We start from the raw sequence: 23,470 nt of genomic DNA, 5'->3' as shown, positions 1-23,470 counted from the left end.
TCAAGACTCATCCCATACGGTCACGCTTACGTAACTCCACCATAGGGTCGTTCTGGCAAAATCCTTTCGCATATACCGAGGAATCCATCACACTTCCATCCCCGCACCGGAGAAGATCGTCCATGACAAGAGGATCATTAAGATGCCTCAGGAATCCTGGCCCGTCAAACAAAAGCACATCAATATAGGCTATATCTTTATTGCCCATGGCTCCGCCAAGCAGCAATCCTGGCGTATCACTATTACCAAACATACTCTCGATACGGTCTTCTATGGTATAACGCATATCCATGAATTCTTTTATCCCCCATCCATCAGGGATCGTGATCATCAGGAACATTGCAGATGCCCCCTTCAATGCAAGGTCACGATAACACTGCATATCTCCCTCCATATATTGGCGGTTCAGAAGCATAAAACGTGAGTTCCCGCATATTATCTCCTCTCGCAACTTCTCACTATCCTCCTTCGGCTCACATCTGTAGGTACACCAATTCAGTTCCGGCTCGGTGTGATACTCTTTTCCGTTGTTTTCAAGCATATTCTTCATCCCGGATGAGAGCTCACCTATAGGATACATACCGTCAGTACTGTCTGACTGTCTTACATCATAGACATAGTTGTATACCGCACCTTCACCTATGGCATGCTGAAGTATCACATAAAAAGCATTGATGCTTTTTGCTTCATCAAGTTCTGCAAGCGCAGGATGATGGTAGCAAAGATCGAATGCCGAACTTTCCGCATCATAATCCGCACGCACAAGTATCTCCGTCATAGGTATATCCTTGTCATACATACGGAATGTGAATCCGCTTATGTCGGAAGGATGCTGACATGAATGAACAGTCCATCTGTCTTTAAGCTCCAGAGGCATATTATCAACCAGATAAGGATACAGATAATAGCACTCGGTATTCCCTTCCACACAGAATGTAAGCTCTCGGTCACCACCTATGTTATAATACACATCCTCACCTATTATCGACATGCCTTCAGCCATAAGATCGGACAGACTCCCCCTGCCGTCATTTCTTCCGGCAAGCATTTCTTCTATATCAGCACTGTTTTCGGAGAACCATTTCCAAAAATCAACAACACGCTGCCTGAAAGGCATATTTATATTGCATTGAGCAATAAACCATTTGGTGTCCTCGTCATCAGGCTCGATCTCCAACGCCTGACTGAAATATTTAAGCGACCCCTCATAATCACCAAGAAAATAGAGGGAATATCCCATTCTGAAATTCCAGTTGGCAGTCTCTCTGCCGTAACTCTCCGTCTCAACAAGCAGCGGTAATGCCTTCTCATATTCACCGGTATTGTTATAGGCTCGGGCCAACAGCCCCTTAAGCTCATCAGTAAGCTCCTCTTCTGGAAATGACATAAGATAATCCACCACTTCCGCATCACGGTCGTCAGCTGTCATAGCATTGATACGCTCCAGTATCTCCTCCCGATTGGAATACACATTCATTCCCATATTTGAATCGTATTATTTCGTTAATTATTACTTAGGCAAAGATAGTCCCTTTCAGTCAAAATAATCCTATGCATAGCCATGTTTTTCAACACAATCGTTTTATTAAATTCAAGAGAGGACGAAACCTATAGTGTGGGGTAAATTACAAAAACCGATGACATATTAGAAAATATTTTGTAACTTCGTGTCCTGTAACAAAAGCTTTTTATATATGATTACCAATCGGGAAGAAGTTCTTGAAAATGCCTTGCGCGTATTTGCCAAGATGAATTATGAAAAAGCAAGTCAGACGGAGATCGCAAAAGCCTGCGGGCTCTCGAAAGCAGGCCTCATCTATTACTACCCGCTTAAGCTGGATCTATTTATCGCTGTTATAGATAAATATGTGTTCCACATGCAGTCAACCTCCATCAAATTCAATTTCCAGTCCTGCACTCTGCATGAGTTTATCGAACAATATATTTCCGGTGTAGAACGCACTATGAGCAGACTTATACAAATACTTGACGACGGAAATAATCCTTCAGGATGTAGCTTTAATTTCTATTATTTTCATATACTCATGCAAGTAAGGCTCTACTATCCCAATGCTGACAAGAAGATCATGCAAATATTCGAGCAGGATTATGAGATATGGAAATCGGCAATAAAATCAGCTATTGAACGCAAGGAGATACGCAGCGACATAGATATTGAAAGCGCAGCCCTAATGTTCCGTCAGATATTCTTAGGTCTGTCATTCGAACAATCATTCCTTGGAGGACTTGACACAAAGTTTCTTGCTCAGAAATTACGTTTCGCATATTCTCTACTGAAAGCCTGAAAATTACGGTATCCAATACGACCTAAATTATGGCAACATAAGAGTAGACCTCTTTTAATTATGAAGCCATAAAACCTATTTTCATATCAGCACTGCAAATATCAATCTCTGATTATCAATGATTTGATAATTAAATTTATCAGGATATCGAAGCTGGGCAGACTTTTTCGCAAAAAACAGACCAATTGGTTTGTTTTTCCAAATTCTTTCACTAATTTTGCGGTGAAAAAATCAATCAAGCAATATGAAAAAGTTTTTTAGATCCGTATTAGCAGTGTCAACACTCTCAATGCTGATGACATCCTGCAGCTTTCTGAATCCAGGACCTGTACCTGAGGACATAATTGGAGACCAGCCAGGAGAACTACAGGCCAAAATAAACGAACTTCTTGATCAAGCAGGCACGGATTCCACCAAGGTGGAATTTGCCGAGATCTCTTCATCATTCCTCTACAGTCCAGGCGACAACACTGCTAATGTGCATGTGCAGATCATCTCCCCTGATGATAAAAACAAGATGGTACAATACAGCTGGAGTGACATGAAGGACCGCAGAAACATGTGTGAGAAATTTGATCTGACAGTCTCCACATTCCTCGACAATGATGTGGTCGATTCTTACGACGGATATAAGGAAATGCTGTTCACTTACGATGATGCCCGAAAATATCTCAATAATCTTCCTACATATTGCAAGGAAGCACTTGAAGCCTCAGGCTACAAGGACAATGGATACATCGACAATTTCACCATGTCCAACAAACAGTGGAGAGACCGGAGCATGCTGGGACAGCATGGGAGGCATAAAACAGTGCCGAAATCTGCATTTTAGAGCCGGAAGGCAGGATTGATTATCAGCTAATTGCGTCCTGAGTTCGGGGTCGACAGGCGTAAAAACCGGAGCATGCTGGGACAAATGGCCGAAAGCACGCCGCGCCGCGCAGAAAACCGGAGCATGCTGGGACAGTCGCTCTGACGCAAGTCTCTGGCTGTCGGGCGCCTGGCGCAAAAAACCGGAGCATGCTGGGACACTTTTGATGATTTTCAGCTATATTCCCATAAATAAGGAATATAGCCATGGCAACACAACCGATAAGCATGAATATCATCAAGCAGGTGCTGATACGCCTGTCGCAAAAGGAATCGATCCGTTCAATTGCTTCAGCGCTCCATATCAGCAAGAACACAGTCAGCCGCTACAAGTCGATAGCTGAGGCGGACCCTCTTACGACACGCGAACTTATAGCGCTGGAGGACACGGTTCTGAACCACCGTTTCAACGGGGGCAGCCCGGCGTATTGCGATGAGCGGATGGAAGTTCTGAAGGAACTTCTGCCCGCTTTGGAGAAAGAACTGAAAAAACCGCATGTCACATCGCAGCTGTTATGGGAGGAATACCGCAGAGATCACCCCGACGGCTACAGCCTGTCGCAGTTCCGCTATCACATATCCCAGCATATGAAAGCGGTCACTCCCTCGACGTTACTTCGCGACCTGTATCAGCCGGGACAGAAGATGCTGATTGACTTTGCCGGGGACCGTCTGTCGTATATTGACACTGACACAGGGGAGGAGGTGTTTGTGGAGACGTATGTGGCCATAATGCCGTACTCGGGCATGACTTTTGTCATGTGCGTGCGGTCACAGGGGATAGAGCAGTTTCTGATGGCCACGGTCAGGGCTCTGGAGTTTTTCGGAGGTGTCCCGAAGATACTGGTGCCTGACAATCTGAAATCGGCGGTCAAGAAGGCCGATTCCTACGAACCTGACCTGACTACAGGCATGAACGACCTTGCCAACCACTATCTGTGTGTGGCACAGCCCGCGAGAGTTCGCAAGCCCAAGGACAAGGCTCTGGTCGAGGATGCCGTCAACAAGGCCTACCGTCATATCTACGCCCCGCTGCGCAACCGCATCTTCCACTCTCTGGAAGAACTAAACGAGGCAGTCGCTGAGCTTGTCGACCGCTATAACCAGAAGCGGCTGACCGGCTGCGATTACTCGCGGCGTGAGTGCTTCCTGGCCTCCGAGAAACCGATGCTGGCTCCGCTACCGCAGGCTCCGTTCGAGTTCAAACGCCGCGCCACACTGAAGGTGGCCCCGAACAGCTTCATCACCTTCGGGGCGAACCGCAACTCATACTCCGTGCCTTACCGTCTGATCGGGCAGCAGGTGGATGTCACCTTCACAGCCACGCAGGTACGCGTATATCACTCGGGAGAATGCGTGGCCACACACATGCGCTCATACCGCCGCAACGACTACACCTATGTCGAGGAGCACCTTCCTCCAAAATCAAGGGAATACCGCGCATACAGCGCCGAGTACTTCATATCCAAAGCCGAACGCATCAGCCCCGAGTTCAAGACAATAATAGAGGCCATATTCGCCGGAGGACAGCCCGAACAGGTATACTTCCGCACTGCCCAGGGCTTCTTCAGTCTCCAACGCGACAGCGACCCGGCCCTGTTCCGTCAGGCATGTACCATAGCCGTCTGCCACGGCAATCTGCGCTACAGGTTCGTCAAGGCTCTCATCAAGACACAATGCGAGGGCTTCCGTGAGAACGCCGATGAACTGACGCCTCCCGGAAATCACTCCAACATCCGCGGAAAAGCGGCTTTCGCATAATAATCCACCATTTACATAAAAACAACACAATCAATGGAAAGAATCCTTTCTGAACTCCGACAGATGCGCCTTCCGGGAATGGCGCAGACATGGCAGAGCCTGATGGAAACACGTCAGGCAACTTCACTCAACATCGTGGACGGACTCCGTCTTCTCCTTCAGGGAGAACACGACATGCGCCGGGCAAACCGGAATGCCCGGCTTCTCAAAAACGCCCGGTTCCGCTATCAGGTGTCAGTCGACGAACTCGCATACGACTCTGCGCGTGGTCTTGACAAAGCATACATCACCCAGATGTGTGCCGGCGAATACATCAGGCGCGGCATTCCTGTGATCATAACCGGAGCCACCGGCACGGGCAAAAGCTGGCTCGCATCGGCCCTCGGACATCATGCCTGCATATCCGGCTTCAAGACCCGCTACTGGAGCATCCTCAAACTCATGGAAGACCTCGCCATGGCAAGAGTCGAGCGTCAGACCAAGAGGCTCTTCGAGAAGATAGCCTCTTACGACCTGATCATAATCGACGACTTCGGAATCAAGAAACTCAACAACGAGCAGATACTCGACCTTATGGAGATCATCGAGGACCGCCACGGCCGCAAGGCGACAATCATAGCCTCGCAAATCCCCGTCTCCGACTGGTACGACTGTCTGGAGACAAACACCACCGCCGCCGACGCCATACTCGACCGGATGGTGCACTCAGCGATACGTTTTGAGCTAAAAGGCGACAGTCTCAGAAAAAATCATTAACTTTGCAGCATCAAAAGTGTCCCAGTCTGCTCCGGCGCACTGTCCCAGTCTGCTCCGGTTTTTCCAAAACAGATAATCATAAGTGTAAAACATAAGGACGGTGGTTTCCATAAGACCTATAATATTTCCAAGGACGGCGAACATATCGTAATTCCTGAATAAATACAAGCCTAAATATATTTAACTGCACCTTAAAAGTCAGGGACTTTCAAGGTGCAGTTAAAGTTTTTACGATACGGTCTCTAATTTATTTCTATGAGCTTTTTCTGAATTTTCACTTGGCATTATCTATCTGAGACAGAGCATAGTTGTAAGCTCCTATAGAAATTGCCTTTGACGCGCCGATTCTGCTGACTGCGACACCTGTACGTTTCATTGGGTCGTATATGACAGTCCTGTCGGACCCCGGGATACGAAGCTCACGAGAATCGCCCACAGCAAATACCTCAACATCATTATCGTCATCAAGATCAAGAACCTGCATAGGCAGACGGTTCACAGAGTCTCCACATACAGTGTCGATTGTAGAACGCATCTCCTTAAGAAGAGCAGGCTTAATGTACTTCATTGCTCCTGTAACGCCTCCGCCCACAACAACTATAGCATCCGACAGCAATACGGCAGTAGCGAACACATCTCCGGCAATCTCTCCAAAACGAGCAAAAGATTCTTTTGCTGCCTCCTGATCCCCATCCTTAGTGCCCTCAGCAATCTTAAAGATATCATAAGGGGTAAGATCCTCTTCATGATTTCCTGACAGGTTGCGGTATTCACGGATCACCGCACGGATCGACACTCCATCCTCGGCTATGATTCGCGGATTGGACTTGTTTCTCAAGAAGCAAGCCTCCACACAGGAATTGTTACCCAAATTGAGTTGACCGTTTATTACCTGACCTATGCCAAGACCTGTACCAAAAGTGAATCCGATCAGATTCCGGTACACTTTATGTCCTCCAAGATCGGCAACACGTTTATTTATCTCAGGAAGAATACCTCCTGTAGCCTCACCGAAAGCATACAGGTCACCATCATTGTTGATGAAAACAGGTACTCCGAATTTCTCTTCAAGGAATGGACCGAGGGCTACTCCGTCGCGGAATGATGGGAAATTAAGAAGATACCCTCCTATTATTCCTGACGGATAATCTGCCGGACCAGGAAATGCAAAACTGATTGCCACAGGCTTATCGCCAAGCCGTGAAAATATCTCAGTGAATCCATCCACTATGGTTTGCAGGCATAGTTCAAGATCATCTGCACGTGATGGGAGAGTGAGAGGTTCTGTAATATATTCGCAACCGCGCATAGCACCGAATACAAGATTCGTGCCACCTGCATCAAGGGTCGCGACAATACGATTATCTGATCTGTACATGGTATTGATCAAGTTAGTTATAACAATTATTTTACTTTATGTAGGCTGTGATTACCTTGCAGTTGCCACGTATGGTCACCCCTGGCATCGAAGCCGGAATAAGAGCAGTGCTACCTTCAGGAAGCATTGTGACAGTGCCATCAGAATCAATCAATGGAGCATAGCCGTCAATGGCAACAATTATGGTAAACGAATCCCTGTCCTCAAGATCAAGGACATACTGATCCTTGACTTCAATTGACGAGACTGTGAAATGAGCGCAGTCAGCTATGATATGCTGAACATTCTCGCCGTGCGGAATCTTGGTGGGTGCGGCACCTTCGATATCATTGAAGTCCACAGCATCAACCGACTCCTCAATATGCAGCTGCCGTGGATTACCCTGAGCATCACGGCGGTCATAGTCATATATACGATAAGTGATATCGGATGTCTCCTGGATCTCAAGCACAAAATTTCCCTTGCCTATGCTGTGCACCCTACCGGCAGGCAGAAAGAACACATCATCCTTTTCGGGATAATATTTGCCAAGGCACTCGGTGATAGTATTGTCGGCGATGCGTCGGCGATACTCGTCGGGAGTGAGCACACGGTTCAAACCGGAATACAGATATGCACCATCCTCCGGAGCTATACTTATCCACATCTCAGTCTTTCCGGGACAATTGTGACGCTTGCCCGCAAGCTCATCATCGGGATGCACCTGCACAGAAAGGTCATCGGCGGAATCAATGAGCTTTACCAGAAGAGGGAACTCGTCACCGAAACGCTCTGTAAGCCTCTCTCCCATGATTTCACGTGAATGCTCAACAAGGAGTTCGTGAAGATTCTTTCCCTTGAACAAGCCTTCTGACACTACCGACTCGTTACCGGGCACTCCGGAAAGCTCCCAGCTCTCACCAATATTGTCACCCTGTGATGGCAGACCTTTGAACTCGGCTATACGCTTGCCACCCCATATCACACTTTTGAAACGGGGTTCAAACATTAGTATCGGAAATGTTGCCATTTTGTATATGATAATAGTTCGGTAAAATTTGCATATTCAATTGAATATCAATAAGATGCAACAACAATTCAATATCAATGCAAACTATTGTGTATCAGTGCGATACAGCTATGCCTGCTCAAAAATTACCGAACTGTTGATATGATTATAACGGTTTATATTCTACGAAAGCCTCGATCGCCTCATAATCGGCAAACCCGAGATCATGATACAGTTTTGCGGTCGCGCGGTTGCGGTCCTCGGCACGCTGCCAGAACAAGCGGCTGTCATTTCCGAGAAACGGTGCAAACTCCATCTGTGACGAATGCTTCAATATGGCATTGCGTTTCATGCGCAACTCCTCAGGGCTGATAGGCACAGCCATCTCTATATTCTCTATATCCCATTCGGCCCATGCTCCACGATACATCCATATGCGGCATTCGTTGAGCCACTCATCACCCCGCGACTTAGCCACATCGATTGCGGCGAGCACCGCATCTGTACATTTACGGTGTGTGCCGTGAGGATCGGCAAGGTCGCCAGCCACATATATCTGGTGAGGCTTGACCTCACAAAGCAGGTCATACACGATATTTACATCAACCTCCCCCATAGGCAGTTTCTCAACCTTGCCGCTCTCATAGAACGGAAGGTCAAGGAAGTGTATACGCTCCTTGGGGATATGATTGTATGCGCAAGCAGTCCGTGCCTCTCCACGACGTATAAGCCCCTTGATTGTGAGCACATCGCGAGTGTCGAGATCACCCTCCTTCTTATTGCTTAGGAAATTTTTCACTTCCTTGTATTTCCGGGAGATCTCTTCGGTGGCATCATCAAGAAAAAGACTCTTGAACCCATTGATGAAATGCATGAAGCGGGTGACTTCCTCATCATTGACAGCAATATTGCCGGATGTCTGATAAGCTATATGGATGTCATGATGCTGACGCACAAGCCTGCTTATGGTTCCTCCCATAGAGATGACGTCATCATCGGGATGAGGCGAGAACACTATGATACGTTTGGGATAAGGAAATGCCCTTTCCGGACGATCGGTATCATCGGCATTCGGCTTACCTCCCGGCCAACCTGTGATAGTGTGCTGCAAATCATTGAACACCCTTATGTTCACATCATACGCCGAACCATAGATTCTCAGCAGCTGATCGAGTCCGTTCTCACTGTAATCCTTGTCGGTGAGTTTCAGAAGTGATTTTCCGGTCTTTTCCGAAAGCCAGGCAAGTGCTGACCTGAGCAATCTGGGAGTCCATTCAATGTCACCTTTAAGCCATGCATTTTCACCATGCACAGGCTGTATGTCTATTTGTGAAGAAAGATTGAGTCGCATATGTCACAGATTTTCAATGTCCTTGAAATAGCGGTAAGTGCTTACCTTTAATTCATCAGTAGCATTCTCATCACATACGATCACCCCGCGTGGATGGTTCTGCAACGCACTTATTGTCCATGCCTGGCATATAGGACCTTCAACCGCTGCATACAACGCTCTTGCCTTGTTATGACCGTTGCACAGAATCAGGACCTCTCTTGCATCCATCACTGTGGCGACACCTACAGTAAGCGCACACTGAGGTACGTCGTCAGGATTGCCGCCGAAGAAGCGGGAATTGGCTATACGCGTATCCTTGGTAAGAGTCTTTATACGCGTTCTGGAAGAGAAAGAGGAGTATGGCTCGTTGAAGGCTATATGACCGTCAGGACCTATGCCTCCGACAAACAGATCTATTCCGCCGTAGCTCTCGATAGCTTTTTCATAGTCGGCACACTCTTTCATGAGGTCATCGGCATTGCCGTTGAGTATGTGTATATTCTCTTTCGGGCAGTCGATATGATCAAACAGATGCCTGTGCATGAAAGAATGATAGCTCTCAGAATGTTCTTCGGGAAGCCCGACATACTCATCCATATTGAATGTCACTACATTTCTGAATGACACACGTCCCTCTGACACAGCTTTTACAAGCTCACGGTACATACCTATAGGTGATGAACCGGTAGGAAGCCCGAGAACAAACGGCCTATCGTATCTTTTGTTATGCTCATTGATACGGTTTATCACATAGTCGGCCGCATATACCGACATACGATCATAATCCGGTTTTATTAAAAGTCTCATACTGATGTATTAGTTATTCGTTAACATGAAATTGAAGTCTGCCGGATTGCATAAGCTCCGAATGAGTTATCCGATGCCTGGCTGGTTTTCCATCCAGCATTATACTGTTCTTACCGTCACTCACCTTGGATATCTCAAGGGGGTGATCACCGAGATTGATGGTCACTTTATCGAAAACCGGTGTTGTCAGTGTGTACTCAGGCACTCCTGGCACATCGGGATACAGTCCCATCATAGAAAATACAGCCCATGCCGACATTGTGCCGGTATCATCATTGCCGGGCAGGCCGTCGGGCTTGGTTGTGAAATGCTTTGCAAGTAGCTCTCCGACAAGCTTAGATGTACGCCACTCCTCGCCTTTAAAACGGCTGAAAAGATAGGGATAAGCTATGTCCGGCTCATTGGCGGGGTCATAAAGCCCTTCATCAAATACTTTTTGCAGCTTATCGACAAACTGACGCTTGCCGCCCATCACTTTCGACAGTCCGTCAATATCGTGAGGCACATAGAATGTATAATTCCATGCGCTGCCCTCGTGAAAACCGGGCACAGGCTCAAAGTTCTCACCCTGACGCGGATCGAACGGTGTCAGGAAACTGCCGTCGGCATTGATAGGCCGCAGTGTACCGCTCTCCTTGGAATAATAGTTCCTCCATCCAGCCGCACGCTTGCGCAGCTCTTTAGCGAAATCCTTCTCTCCACGCTCCTCGGCGAGCCATGCGAGAGCATTGTCAGCCACATAATACTCCAGGGCATGACTTACGGAGTTGTCACCGGAATTGTCACCGGCAAAATATCCGAGAGGGATATAGCCCTTTTCGATATAAGGATCATTATCGGGACGCATGGGATTGTCCTTGCCTTGTGTCGTGGCCGATTTCTTCATTGCAGCATAAGCCGCATCCATATCAAAGTCGGTGAGCCCCTTGCGCCAGGTGTCAATGATGACAGGAATAGCCGGATCGCCCTCCATCGTGAAAGTCTCACGTCCGAAAAGTTCCCATTTAGGGAGCCAGCCCCATTCCTTTGACATATCCACCATGGAACGCACCATGTCAAGCTGACGTTCGGGATACACAAGAGTCATGAGCTGATGGAGGTTGCGGTAAGTGTCCCATAGGGAGAATACGGTGTAACGGTTGCCGTCGGTGCTCATCACCGCATTGCTCTCCATCGCAGGATATCTTCCATCGACATCCTGAAGAATGTTAGGATGCAGGAGTGTATGGTAGAGAGCTGTATAGAAGACTGTCTTCTGATCGTCAGTCCCGCCCTCAACAATTATACGGCTCAGATCGTCGTTCCAACGCTTGCGGACATCGGCATATATTTTATCAAAAGTTATGTCACGAGGCTGCTCGGTGTTGAGATTCAGCATCGCATTCTCCTCGCTGACAAACGATACGCCTACCGACACTTCGATAATCTCACCAGGCTTGGTATCGTAAGTGTACCATACACCTATGTCGTCACCGGATATCGTCTTGCCGAAATCGGGATAAAGCTTGTACTTGGCATCATCGACATCCCATTCGGCCTCAACTCCTTTTTTGGGTCGCTGAAACTTCCAGAAGCCCTGCTTGGCGGGCTTTCTGTCGACTCTCATTGCAAAATACAGAGGGAACACTGCCTGAGGATTGTAGCAGAAAGTGCCCATAAGCTTGCACCCTACCACTTCGGTATCTGACACGCGCCTTACGGTAGCTCCGCTTTCGTTGGTCAGTCCTTCGCCAAGATTAAGAAGAATGTTACCCTTGCCTTCCGGGAATGTGAACCGGATTCTTCCTGTTCGGGTTGTGGCCGTAGCCTCTGCTTTTATGCCATACTTGTCAAGTGTCAAGCCATACAACCCCGGAGTGGCATGCTCATCGGAATATGACGAACCATAGTTACGGTAATCAACATCAAGCTTCCCAGCAGTCGCCATCACAAGGAGCGATCCCAGTTCAGGGCATCCAACACCGCTGAGATTGACGTGAGAAAAACCTGTGAAATATGAATTTGTGTTGTCGTAGGGCGTTGACCACCACCTGCTGTCCTTGTCAAATTGATTGAGGTCCGAACCCATCACATTGAAAGGAGCCACCGACATAAGTCCGTTAGGTGTGACAGCCCCCGGATTCGTGGTGCCGAAATTAGTGGTCCCTATGAACGGATTGACCCAATCCACAGGTTCCTTCGCTTGTATGGACAAAACCGTCAGCACTGCGGCAACGCCCCACGACAACATTTTTCTCATAATGAATTATTCTTTATGAATTCTATTATTTCAGATATATAGCCGAAAGCCATGCACACCGATGTGTCGGCAGCTCCGTAATATACAGCTACGCGGTCTCCGTCAGTAAGGGCCGCACAGGGGAACACCACGTTGGGCACATCTCCTGCCAGTTCATAAGGAGCGGCAGGTGCGAGCAGATAAGGCTTGGAGCGGTATATCACCTTCGAAGGGTCCTCCCTGTCAAGAAGAGCCGCACCCATTGAGTAGCGGAAACCATTGCAGGTGGTGATCACTCCGTGGAAAAACATCAGCCAGCCCTGCTCGGTAAGAATTGGCACCGAACCTGCTCCTACCTTGGTGCACTGCCACGCGCTTTGGTCGAAAGGCGCAGGGCTCATCACATGGCGGTGCTCACCCCAGTACTTCATGTCGGGGCTATAGCTTAGCCAGATGTCACCGAAAGGTGTATGACCATTGTCGCTCGGACGGCTCAGCATCGCATATTTGCCATTGATTTTTTCAGGGAAAAGTACACCGTTGCGGTTGAACGGCAGGAAAGCGTTCTCACACTGGAAGAACTCTTTGAAATCAAAAGTATATCCTATGCCGATTGTCGGACCATGGTAACCGTTGCACCATGTGATCCAGTAACGGTCACCTATGAAAGTGACACGCGGATCATACTTATAGTCCGAGTCGATCATATCCGTGTTGCCGGCATTGAATCTTATAGGCTCATGCTCTATCTCCCAGTTGACACCATCCTTGCTGAATCCTGCAAAGATGTTCATCTGCACGGCACGGTTATCGCAACGGAACACTCCGGCATAACCGTCACCAAAGGGAACGACAGCACTATTGAATATACTGTTGGATACAGGTATCTGATAACGGTCGATGATAGGGTTATGGCTGAATCTCCACATGACATCCCGGCAACCTTCAGGTCGTCCTTCCCATGGTAAATTTTTCATATGGAAAAAATCTGTTTTTGTTTTCAATTTCTTATTTTTTAAGATCACTCTGTCCCTTCACCTTGGGTGAGAGCCCCATCCACCGCCGGAGCGATCAGCGAGCCATCATCATTATACTTGAACGGAACAAAATATGTGACAAGAGGCGGGACTATCGTAAGTATAGTCACTACTATAAAGAACAACGTGTAGCCACCCAGCATATTGCACACCCATCCGCTGAGCATACCGGGAAGCATCACCCCGAAATTCATTATTCCGGAAGCAAAAGCATAGTGAGCCATCTGATGCTTTCCGGGAGCCACCTGTTGCATCATGAACAGGGTAAGACCGACAAATCCGAATCCGTATCCGAAATACTCAAGAATGATGCCCGCCGATATTATTACTCCGCCGGTAGGCTGGAAATAAGCAAGTACAGCATAGACCACAAACGGTATATTGAATGTCAGACAATACCATATATGTTTCTTTCGGAAGAACTCGCCAAGCACAGTGGTAAGCTCGCGCGCAACGTCGCTTGCCGAACGCTCCTTGCGGCAATCCTTCGTCCCACCCGATGGTAGCACAAATATATGGTACACACCGATAATAAGCATGATAGCTCCCACAAGAGCCATGACCCAGCTCCATCCTATACGGTTGGCATTGCGGACAGTCTCAGGCAATGCTCCGGAGGCGTCACCGCCGGCATAGCGGATGATGACACCGGCAAGATACACCAGAAGCCCTGTGCCGACAATCTTGGCGATATTGTAGAATCCTCCCTGCCAGCCTATGTACTTTGACTGCTCGGAATTGGAAAGTTCACTCATATACACACCGTCACAGGCGATATCGTGAGTGGCACTGCGGAACGTATCCCACAGACCTGTATCAGTGTACATGTATCCAGGTTTCACCTCGCCGTTATAGGGGCTGTAGTGCACCACCTTGCTGGAGGCATCTATCTCATAGAATTTTCTCGGGAAAAGAAGCGAGCGGTAAAGGCATGAATAGAAGTTGCGCAGACGGTCGTTATTGGAGTCATCCTCGATCTCAACACGTCCGAGCACATCGTTCCACGCCTGTCTGTTATCGGATACAAGCTTGTCAAAATCACGGTCCGCCAGCTCCTTAAGATTCAGTTCAGCCTGTTCGGGACTTATGAACGACGATGCCACGCGAGCATGCACCCTCTCACCCTTTCCGGTCCTGAACCCTATCAGCGCACCTGTATGGAAATTCTCCTGCTCAAGCACCCCGGGCTTCAATGATATGCCGGCAGTACCGTCAGGCTTGGAGGGCACGGTGTCGTTGGAGAATGTGGCGCAATAAGTGAACGGCTTGTCGAACTCCACCACAAAATAATTCCTGAAATTTTCAGGGACTCCCCCACTGTTGCGGGTGGTGTATCCCACTATCCTGTTCTTCTCGGGGATTATCCTGATTGCCGACCCGCGGTCATAGGCATCGACCACAACGAACGATGAGTCATTCTCAGGGAATGTGAAACGAAACATTGCAGCACGGTCGGTGGGTGTCATTTCCGCCACCACATCATGATCTGCGAGATATTCTTTATAGTAATAGGGACGAGCCTCCTCTGCCTTGTGGGAGAACCAGCTCGCGCGATCATCCTCATTGAATTTGGCACTGCCGGTCACAGGCATTATGGCAAACTGACCGTAATCATTTATCCAAGGGCTCGGCTGATGGGTCTGCTCGAAACCACGTATCTTGTAGGCGTCATATGTGTACTGCCAGCCATCACCCATTTTTCCGGTAACAGGGGTCCAGAAGTTCATGCCCCACGGACGTGCTATCACAGGATAAGTGTTGCCGGTCGACAGTTCGAATGACGACTGGGTACCCATGAGCGGATTGACGTACTGGGTGTAATCCGCAGTCTCGGCTGAAACATTCAGAGCCGATATGAGACCTAAAAATATGACTGTTTTTTTCATGGCAATTATTTTTTTACGCCCCAGCGGGTCGGTTTATCACTCATCACATAATGGAATTTCGCACCGTTCCTTATCTGATCGTGTGTAAAGAACGGACTGTCAAGCGGCTCTCCGTCGAGAGTTACCGACTCGATATATTTGTTCTCCTTTGAGAAATTCTCCACACTTATTTCGATGTTCTTGCCGTTAGGCATGTTGACCGACGCTTCACGGAACCATGGGCGTCCGATAGAATAGACCGGCTTGCCCGGAGCCACCTGATAGAAACCGAGAGAATTGAGCACATACCACGACGACATCTGACCGCAGTCCTCATTGCCCGACAATCCGTCGACATCGTTGCGGTACTGCTCCTTCATCACCTGGTCCACAAGCTCCTGGGTTTTCCAAGGCTCGCCTGCATAATTATAGAGATGGAGTATATGGTGGGAAGGCTCATTGCCGTGAGCATACTGACCTATCAGCCCGGATATGTCAGCCGACACGAGGTCGCCCTCAAGCGATGAATCGGCTGTGAAGAGCGAATCGAGCTTCTCGACAAACTTCTCGTTTCCACCCATCAGACCTATCAGCCCCTCCACATCATGAGGCACATACCAGGTCCACTGCCATGCAGTGCCCTCGCAATAGTCATCCTCGCGATGGTTGGACGAACGCGGATTGAACGGCAGATGCCAGTTGCCCTTCTCGTCCCTGCCGCGCATAAAGCGTGTCACAGGATCGAAATAATGACGGTAAGCCTGCCCCTTAGCCTTGTATTCCTCCACTCCGGCACTGTCGCCGGCAGCCTCGGCAAGAAGTGATATACACCAGTCATCATAGGCATATTCAAGCCCCTTGGCAACCGACTCATGCTCCTTGTCCCAGGGTATGAAGCCGAGAGTGTTCTTGTACTCCTTTGATTTAGGCATGAGGGCCTTCTTCACAAGCTCCGGAGTCACTATTCCGGTAGTGTCCCACACCGCAGATCGCACAGCAGCCTTATAGGCGAGTTCCGGATCAAAATTGCTTATGCCTTTCGACAGAGCATCAGCCATTACCGACACGGCATGATACCCGGTCATTGTGGCAGTGTAATTTCCGGCAAGCTCCCACATCGGCAGGAGTCCGCCCTCCTGATACTTGGTGAGGAGGCTATTGATATAATCGTTGTTTCTGTCGGTGTCAATGATTGTCATGAGCGGATGGAATGCCCTGTAGGTGTCCCAAAGAGAGAATATGGTATATATCGGATGCTCCGGGTCACCCTGATGAGGCTTACGGTCCATGCCGAGATAGCGGCCGTCGACATCCGTGAACAGATTGGGGCTTATGCCTGTATGATACATGGCAGTGTAGAACACCGCGAGATCGTCGGCATCGTCGCTCGACACATCTATCTTGCCGAGATACTCGTTCCACGCCTTGCGCGAGGCTGCCTTTATGCCGTCAAAATCCCATTCGGGAATCTCTGCCTCAAGATTCTTGCGCGCACCGTCCCAATCGACAGCCGATATGCCTATCTTCACATACACCTGCTCATCCTTTGCTGTAGGAGCAAGTTTCACCAGAGCCTTGCAGCGGGCAAGCGACTGCCCTTTTGTGCTCATTATAGTGTCGGTGACGGTCTCTACAGTGAAAGGCTTGGAAAATTTAGCATAGAATGACAGCTGCTGGTCAAAAGCCCAGTATTTGCTCATCTTATATCCTCGTATCTCGGTGTCGCTCACCACCTCAAGCTTCATGTCGAGATTGGTCTGGTTCTGAATCGAGTAGTCAAGATCGATAATGAATCCGGCATCCTCCGCCTCAGGAAAAGTGAAGCGGTAGAGAGCCGCACGCTGGGTGGATGTGATCTCGGCCTTCACTCCGTAACGGTCAAGGAAAGTGGTGTAGTAGCCGGGCTCAGCCATCTCGTTTGCCTTGGAGAATCCCGAGGCATAAGGGCGGTTCTGCAGAGTGTCGACCTGCTCGTCGATCACCTGCTCTCCCACAGTGGGTATTATGAGAAAATCGCCATAGTCGGCACATCCGGTTCCGCTCAGGTGAGTCTGGGTGAATCCGTTGAGCAATGAATCCGAATAATAATATCCCGAGCATGCATCCCATCCGTCAATGCGGGTGTCAGGGCTCGGCTGTATCATGCCGTGGGGCATGATTGCACCTGGGAAGGTGTGACCATGGCCTCCGGTGCCTATGAACGGATTTACATACGATGCATAGTCAACAGCATCAGACTTCGCTCCACCGCAGCCCGAAAGCACAGTCAGCCCAGTGACAGATATGGCTGCCGTGATGACTATAATTAGTTTTTTCATGATTTGCTTCATAAGATTTTTTCTATTCGTACCAGGGTGATTGCGGAGTCGACGCCATCTCAAGTTCTACGGTAGCTCCGTCAAGGATCTGACGATGCGTGATATGGCTCTTATGGTAAGGTTTGCCGTCAACTTTAACCGACTTGACAAAGATACAATCTTTTGTCAGATTATTAGCTATAAGTGTAAATTTCTTGTTCTTACCTACACTGATTTCCACCCTCGGGAAAAGCGGGGTGCCTATCTCATACACCCCTCCTACAGGATTGACAGGATAGAAACCCATAGCCGAGAACACATACCATGCCGACATCTGCCCGCAGTCCTCATTGCCGGGAAGTCCCTCGGGGGTGTTGCTGTACTCAGTCCGGATACCTGCAAGCATGGAGAAATAACTCCTCCGGAGGCTGATACTTTTCTTCATTTTTGTTTTAGATGGCTATTATTTATTAAGGTTAATATTTTTTATATCTAATTCTATAATACATTAATTGTCTAACTGTTTTTCACGCGGCACACAGCCCCATTGATGGAGAACGCTATGTTGCCGGCCACATCCCTCACCACCTCCATCACTTCATGCAGAGATGCTTCGTTACGGAAACGGAACGTGTACCGGTCATTACGGAATGCACCGGGAGCATACACAAACTCATAATCATATCTCCGTTCCAGCACTTTCAGTATGTCGGGGACAGTCATCTTGCTGAACACCAGCTCTCCACGCTGCCAGGCTGTCACATCCTCCATGTCAGGATGCCTCAGAGTGCACTCATGGTTCAGACGATTGTAGGCAAGCTCCTGTTCGGGCTTGAGGATTGACTTCGATGTCATATGATCGCTCTCAATCATCACCTTGCCTTCAAGCAGCGTGGCTGTGATCTCTTCATTCTCAGGATAAGCGTTTACATTGAATTCTGTGCCGAGTGCTGTGATCTGTAGATCTCCGCTGGTTCACAATAAAGGGATGCTCCTTGTCAGGCTTCACCTTGAAGCAAGCCTCCCCTACCAGAAATACCGAACGTGTTCCGCCTTCGAATTTTGCGGGATAAAGAAGGAGGCTCCTGGAGTTGAGCTGCACCTCAGTGCCGTCAGGCAACATAATGGACGTGGTGGCGGCTACAGGCGCGTAACTCTGCACCATCTCGGATGAGACTTCGTCATCATTCCCGAGGATAAGACCTACAGCCACAAAGAATCCTATTATGAACACAGCCGCAACACCCTGCCATATACGGAGCATGCGCAGACGCACCTTCCTTGGATCATTAGCGAGCGTATTATTTAATGTATTATTATAAGGTATACCGTTCTTGCGGCAGAATACGCCCCACGCGTCATTCACATCTTCGCCGCCGTGGCTGAGCGACGCTTCCTCCCACAATTCTTCCAGAGCGGCATCCTTGACATCACGCCCCTCATCATCTACGAGCCATCGCTCCACCGCATCATTGGTTGATGCAGTGAAGTCGCCGGATGCAAACATCGTTATAACTCGTCGAGTGTTATGTATTTCGGTTATTATCCATAAATATGATTTGTCGCTCTAAATATGTATTCTCAAAATCAATGATAAATACTTAGGTAACTATTCAGCGAATAAGTAAAACAAATAATACTAATAATCAATGACTTATAAAATATGTTATTTTTGAGACCAACAAAAATAACATCCGTTTTCTGTGATTTATGAAATTGGCGCATTGGTAAGCGTCTGAAAATCAAGAAAGGATTTCGCTGAATAGTTACAAGCCAGTTTATACTTAGTTAAAAATAGTTAATACAACAAACCGCTTAATAATCCGAACATTTGAGAATCCTGAACAAACCATTTTCAGAGATGTTTTAGATACAGAACCATTTATAAATGCCACATATGGATAAAAAGAGACTTACCGCCGAAAACGGCAGGCCGATTGCCGACAATCAAAACATACAGACAGCAGGTCCCCGGGGACCTGTGCTGCTCCAGGACCCATGGTATTCGGAAAAGATCGCCCACTTCGACCGCGAAGTGATACCAGAAAGGCGAATGCATGCAAAAGGGTCAGGCGCATTCGGCACATTCACCGTGACTGACGACATCACCGAGTTCACGCGAGCATCAATATTTTCAAAAGTCGGAAAACAGACACCGTGCCTCGTGCGGTTCTCAACAGTTGCAGGCGAACGCGGAGCCGCCGACGCCGAAAGAGACATACGAGGATTCGCAATGAAATTCTATACTGATGAAGGCAACTGGGATCTTGTGGGCAACAACACCCCGGTGTTCTTCCTTCGTGACCCCCTGAAATTCCCCGACCTCAATCATGCTATCAAACGTGACTCCAGGACTGGAATGCGCAGCCCCACAAACAACTGGGATTTCTGGACACTGCTCCCCGAAGCTCTCCATCAGGTGACAATCACAATGTCGCCAAGAGGAATCCCCGCATCATTCCGCCATATGCACGGATTCGGAAGCCACACTTACAGCTTCTATAATAAGGAAAACAAACGCATATGGGTGAAATTCCACCTGAGGACCCTGCAAGGCATCAAGAATCTCACTGACGAAGAAGCTGAGAAAGTGATTGCGAAGGACCGTGAATCCAACCAGCGTGACCTCTTCGAAGCCATCGAACGTGGCGACTATCCGCGCTGGCTCATGCAGGTACAGCTCATGACAGAAGATGAAGCAAAGAAATATCACATCAACCCCTTCGACCTCACAAAAGTGTGGTATCACAAGGACTTCCCCCTCCGCGATGTGGGAATCCTGGAGCTCAACCGCAACCCCGAGAATTTCTTTGCCGAAATCGAACAGGCGGCATTCAACCCTATGAACATCGTGGAAGGCATCGGATTCTCCCCCGACAAAATGCTTCAGGGAAGACTGTTCTCCTACGGCGACGCCCAGCGTTACCGACTCGGAGTAAACCACAACCTGATTCCGGTCAACCAACCGAAATGTCCGTTCCATTCCTACCACCGTGACGGAAAAATGCGCACCGACGACAACTACGGCCGCACCCTCTCCTACGAGCCTAACAGCTTCGGAGAATGGCAGGACAACCCCCACCTGAAAGAACCGCCACTCGAACTGCATGGAGCAGCATTCAACTACGATGAGCGGGAATATGATGATGACTACTACACCCAGCCCGGCAGACTGTGGCGTCTGATGCCTCCTGAGGAACAGAAAGCCACTTGCGAGAATACAGCCAGAGCAATGGAAGGCGTGCCGCTGTTCATAAAGCAACGTCATGTCAGAGCATGCCACAATGCCGATCCCAGCTACGGCTCAAAACTGGCTGACGCACTCGGCATCAGCCTCGAAGAAGCCCTCGTAGCAGAGGACCCCGCCCATCCAAAATGGGACAAACGAAATCTCTCATCAAAAAATAAGATATCTGACATATAAACGAAACACGGCGGAGCAATCTGAAGTGACAAAAAAATTAGGCTGTGTCAAAACTCCCTTTTTGAATAAATTACCCTTGCCACAGGTAGCTGTAGCAGGGGTAAATCTTTATAATTGTGCATTATGACACACCATCATTTGAGAAAGAGCTCAGCATTTCCCCGCCGCAATATTTTCACCATCCCACCGATCACACACTCGCAACATCTACCCCCCCACATATCCATCCACATAATATTTTACATCTAAACAAAAGAAATCTTTATTAGAGAACTCAACACATATTCGTATCACCTACTGTAAATACTCTTCAGCAACCTACACCACTTGCCATTTGAATCTGCACGGTTGACTCTACACCTCGCAAAAAATTCAACTTTTCTTCACCCAAAGTCAAGGTCTTCAAACTTATTCGCTAATTTTGCACTTGCTTGTTGACTCTAAAGTTGCCAGTTGAGAGTAGGGAGAGTCGATTGAGAGTCGACAGTTTAAAATTTTTCACAAAAGATTTGGCAGATAAAAAAAAAAATCCTAACTTTGCACCGTTTTTAAGGCGAACATCAAATTTCGCCACCAAAAATGGGATTCGCTAGCTCAGCTGGTAGAGCACAACACTTTTAATGTTGGGGTCCTGGGTTCGAGCCCCAGGCGGATCACGAAAGGGTTCGGAAGAACACCGCAAAGCACTGAAATCAGTTGATTTTCAGTGCTTTTTCTTTTTGGTGAAATTGCAGGATAACGCAGAATATTACCTACAGGCGTGTACAAAACGTGTACATCGTGTTTCGTGTACAAAAATGTACACGGTTACACGGAAAGGCCCGCAACAGGCTGATGACTGCGGATTTGCAGAAATTCAACTTTGAAAAAGTGGGGTTCTGCGGGCGGGAACGCGACCCTCGACCCACAATTCGGGTGTGGCATGGCGAATTTTAACTTTATTTAAGATTTAGTCTTGTCCGATGATTTTGTCTGTCGTCCCTGCTGTGGTCTTCCCCATTCTGCCGTGTGAAATTCGTGTACAATGTTAAATCTCGCCGAAAAATCGGCCGGATGTACACGGTTACGCCACCGCCGGAGTATCATGTTCCGAAGCGCATTTGGAATCCGGGTTAAAAATGAGTATCTTTAAGTAACCATTAAACCCGTAAGTAACATGACAAACAACCCTTATTTCACCCTGACCTTCTTCACAAGGAAGCCAAGGTCGGAAGGCTACACCGACCACAAGGTGTATGTCAGAATTTCAGTGGCAGGTCAGCAGACTGACCTCGCCATAGGCCGCTCGGTCAATCCTGAGAACTGGGACCAGAAACGCAAACTATCAAAAGGTCGCTCCCGGCGCGATCTGGAGCTGAACAAGTACCTCGATGAGATACGGGCCAGATTCTGCGAGATTCATACCAATCTCGTCCGTGAGAAGAAACTCGTCAACCCTATTGTTATGCGCGATCTGTTTCTCGGCAAGGTTGAGAAACCCAAAATGCTCTGTGAGATTTTCACTGAATCCAACGCCAAGAGAAAAGAGGAAATGGAACGTGGCGATATGGTCAATGCGACCTACCTGCGTTGGGAACGTTGCGTGACCTACCTCGGCGAGTTCATGCGTCTGACTATGAATGTCGATGATATTCCGGTAAGGGATGTCACGGCAGGAATGATAGATGATTTCGAGCATTTCCTGCGTGTCAGCAAGAACTGCGCCAACAACACGGCTGTGAAGTACCTCCGCTATCTCAAGAACACTATCCAGTATGCCATCGCGCATAAATGGATAACAGAAGACCCGTTCATCGGCAGGAAGTTCCACCGCACTCAGGCGAAACGACAATTTCTGACTGAGGCTGAAATTATGGAGATTCTCAAACTCGACTTCTCCATCATGCCGCGTCTGGAACTTGTCAGGGACACATTCGTGTTCTGCTGCTTCACCGGACTTGCATTCTGCGATATAAAATCGCTTCAATGGAGCGACATAGAGAAAGACCGCGACGGCAATATGTGGATACGCAAGTCCCGTGAGAAAACCGGCGAGTTGAGTATCATACCGATGTTGGAGGTGCCGCGTCAGATAGCCGACAAATATGTCAACCACCCCGTTGCAGTATCTACCGGAGTAGTGCTTCCCGTATGCTCCAATCAGAAAATGAACGCTTATCTCAAAGAGATTGCGGATCTCGCAAAGATAACCAAGCCTCTTACCACCCACATCGCGCGACACACTTTCGCGTCTCTGTCGCTCAACAACCATGTCCCTCTCGAATCAATCCAGAAGATGCTCGGACACAGCGACATCAAGACAACGCAGATCTACGCGAAGATTCAAGACCAGACCGTCTATGAGGATATGCAGACCATGCGCAACCGATTTGACAGACTGAGCATCAACAGATGACATCAACATCAGACAACTGAAAAAGGGAGAGCTAC

At 48.4% G+C, this 23,470-nt stretch carries 15 protein-coding genes, 1 tRNA gene and 3 pseudogenes; 7 read left to right on the top strand and 12 right to left on the bottom strand.

Annotated features, from left to right (window positions below; genetic code table 11):
* Positions 1-7: 7 nt before the first annotated feature.
* A complete protein-coding gene (locus tag EZ315_RS09335; protein ID WP_135471809.1) occupies positions 8-1,483 on the bottom strand; it encodes a tetratricopeptide repeat protein in 1,476 nt (491 codons plus the stop codon).
* Positions 1,484-1,694: 211 nt separating this feature from the next.
* Between EZ315_RS09335 and EZ315_RS09330 the strand changes: the two genes are divergently transcribed.
* The 4 genes from EZ315_RS09330 to istB all read left to right on the top strand — a co-directional run bounded on the left by EZ315_RS09330 (position 1,695) and on the right by istB (position 5,693).
* Positions 1,695-2,306, top strand: a complete 612-nt coding sequence (locus EZ315_RS09330; protein WP_135471808.1) for a TetR/AcrR family transcriptional regulator — start codon at positions 1,695-1,697, stop codon at positions 2,304-2,306.
* A gap of 244 nt (positions 2,307-2,550) precedes the next feature.
* A complete protein-coding gene (locus EZ315_RS09325; protein ID WP_135471807.1) occupies positions 2,551-3,138 on the top strand; it encodes a YdgH/BhsA/McbA family protein in 588 nt (195 codons plus the stop codon).
* A gap of 245 nt (positions 3,139-3,383) precedes the next feature.
* Positions 3,384-4,937 (top strand): IS21 family transposase, encoded by a 1,554-nt coding sequence (gene istA / locus EZ315_RS09320; RefSeq protein WP_135471434.1) that lies wholly within the window; start codon positions 3,384-3,386, stop codon positions 4,935-4,937.
* Positions 4,938-4,970: 33 nt separating this feature from the next.
* Entirely contained in the window at positions 4,971-5,693 is a 723-nt protein-coding gene (gene istB / locus EZ315_RS09315) for an IS21-like element helper ATPase IstB (RefSeq protein WP_135471433.1), read from the top strand.
* Between the two features lie 274 nt (positions 5,694-5,967).
* On the opposite strand, the gene EZ315_RS09310 is transcribed toward istB, so the two are convergent.
* From EZ315_RS09310 to EZ315_RS09260, 11 genes and pseudogenes are all read right to left on the bottom strand, one after another.
* On the bottom strand, positions 5,968-7,071 hold the full coding sequence (locus tag EZ315_RS09310) for an ROK family protein (protein ID WP_135471806.1): 1,104 nt from the start codon (positions 7,069-7,071) through the stop codon (positions 5,968-5,970).
* Positions 7,072-7,102: 31 nt separating this feature from the next.
* Positions 7,103-8,080 (bottom strand): type I phosphomannose isomerase catalytic subunit, encoded by a 978-nt coding sequence (locus EZ315_RS09305; RefSeq protein ID WP_135471805.1) that lies wholly within the window; start codon positions 8,078-8,080, stop codon positions 7,103-7,105.
* Positions 8,081-8,225: 145 nt separating this feature from the next.
* Positions 8,226-9,353 (bottom strand): annotated as a pseudogene (locus EZ315_RS09300) (PIG-L family deacetylase); the annotation flags it as partial.
* 60 nt (positions 9,354-9,413) lie between these two features.
* Positions 9,414-10,199 (bottom strand): glucosamine-6-phosphate deaminase, encoded by a 786-nt coding sequence (gene nagB, locus EZ315_RS09295; protein WP_135471803.1) that lies wholly within the window; start codon positions 10,197-10,199, stop codon positions 9,414-9,416.
* A gap of 13 nt (positions 10,200-10,212) precedes the next feature.
* On the bottom strand, positions 10,213-12,441 hold the full coding sequence (locus EZ315_RS09290; protein WP_135471802.1) for a GH92 family glycosyl hydrolase: 2,229 nt from the start codon (positions 12,439-12,441) through the stop codon (positions 10,213-10,215).
* Complete coding sequence (locus tag EZ315_RS09285; RefSeq protein ID WP_135471801.1) at positions 12,435-13,394, bottom strand: glycoside hydrolase family 130 protein; 960 nt, start codon at positions 13,392-13,394, stop codon at positions 12,435-12,437. The genes EZ315_RS09290 and EZ315_RS09285 overlap by 7 nt, the downstream gene beginning before the upstream one ends.
* A gap of 851 nt (positions 13,395-14,245) precedes the next feature.
* Positions 14,246-15,340 (bottom strand): annotated as a pseudogene (locus EZ315_RS16665) (GH92 family glycosyl hydrolase); the annotation flags it as partial.
* A gap of 5 nt (positions 15,341-15,345) precedes the next feature.
* Positions 15,346-17,637 (bottom strand): GH92 family glycosyl hydrolase, encoded by a 2,292-nt coding sequence (locus EZ315_RS09275; RefSeq protein ID WP_135471799.1) that lies wholly within the window; start codon positions 17,635-17,637, stop codon positions 15,346-15,348.
* Positions 17,638-17,659: 22 nt separating this feature from the next.
* Positions 17,660-17,998: pseudogene (locus tag EZ315_RS09270) on the bottom strand (glycoside hydrolase domain-containing protein); the annotation flags it as partial.
* 134 nt (positions 17,999-18,132) lie between these two features.
* Positions 18,133-18,489, bottom strand: coding sequence for a FecR domain-containing protein (locus EZ315_RS09265; RefSeq protein ID WP_135471797.1), 357 nt, complete (start codon positions 18,487-18,489; stop codon positions 18,133-18,135).
* Between the two features lie 40 nt (positions 18,490-18,529).
* A complete protein-coding gene (locus tag EZ315_RS09260) occupies positions 18,530-19,123 on the bottom strand; it encodes a FecR domain-containing protein (protein WP_135471796.1) in 594 nt (197 codons plus the stop codon).
* Positions 19,124-19,513: 390 nt separating this feature from the next.
* Between EZ315_RS09260 and EZ315_RS09255 the strand changes: the two genes are divergently transcribed.
* The 3 genes from EZ315_RS09255 to EZ315_RS09245 all read left to right on the top strand — a co-directional run bounded on the left by EZ315_RS09255 (position 19,514) and on the right by EZ315_RS09245 (position 23,435).
* The gene (locus EZ315_RS09255) at positions 19,514-21,040 is read left to right on the top strand and encodes a catalase (RefSeq protein ID WP_135471795.1); all 1,527 of its coding nucleotides are present in this window, start codon (positions 19,514-19,516) and stop codon (positions 21,038-21,040) included.
* A 583-nt stretch (positions 21,041-21,623) separates the two neighbouring features.
* Positions 21,624-21,696 (top strand) — tRNA-Lys (locus tag EZ315_RS09250).
* A gap of 500 nt (positions 21,697-22,196) precedes the next feature.
* Positions 22,197-23,435 carry a site-specific integrase gene (locus tag EZ315_RS09245; protein ID WP_135471794.1) on the top strand — a complete coding sequence of 413 codons (1,239 nt, stop codon included), beginning with the start codon at positions 22,197-22,199 and terminating at the stop codon, positions 23,433-23,435.
* Positions 23,436-23,470 lie beyond the last annotated feature (35 nt).

Origin of the sequence: Duncaniella freteri, from assembly GCF_004766125.1 — a bacterium.
Classification (GTDB): Bacteria; Bacteroidota; Bacteroidia; order Bacteroidales; family Muribaculaceae; genus Duncaniella; species Duncaniella freteri.
Note: the sequence above shows the minus strand (reverse complement) of the source record. Positions and strands in the feature narration are given on the sequence as shown.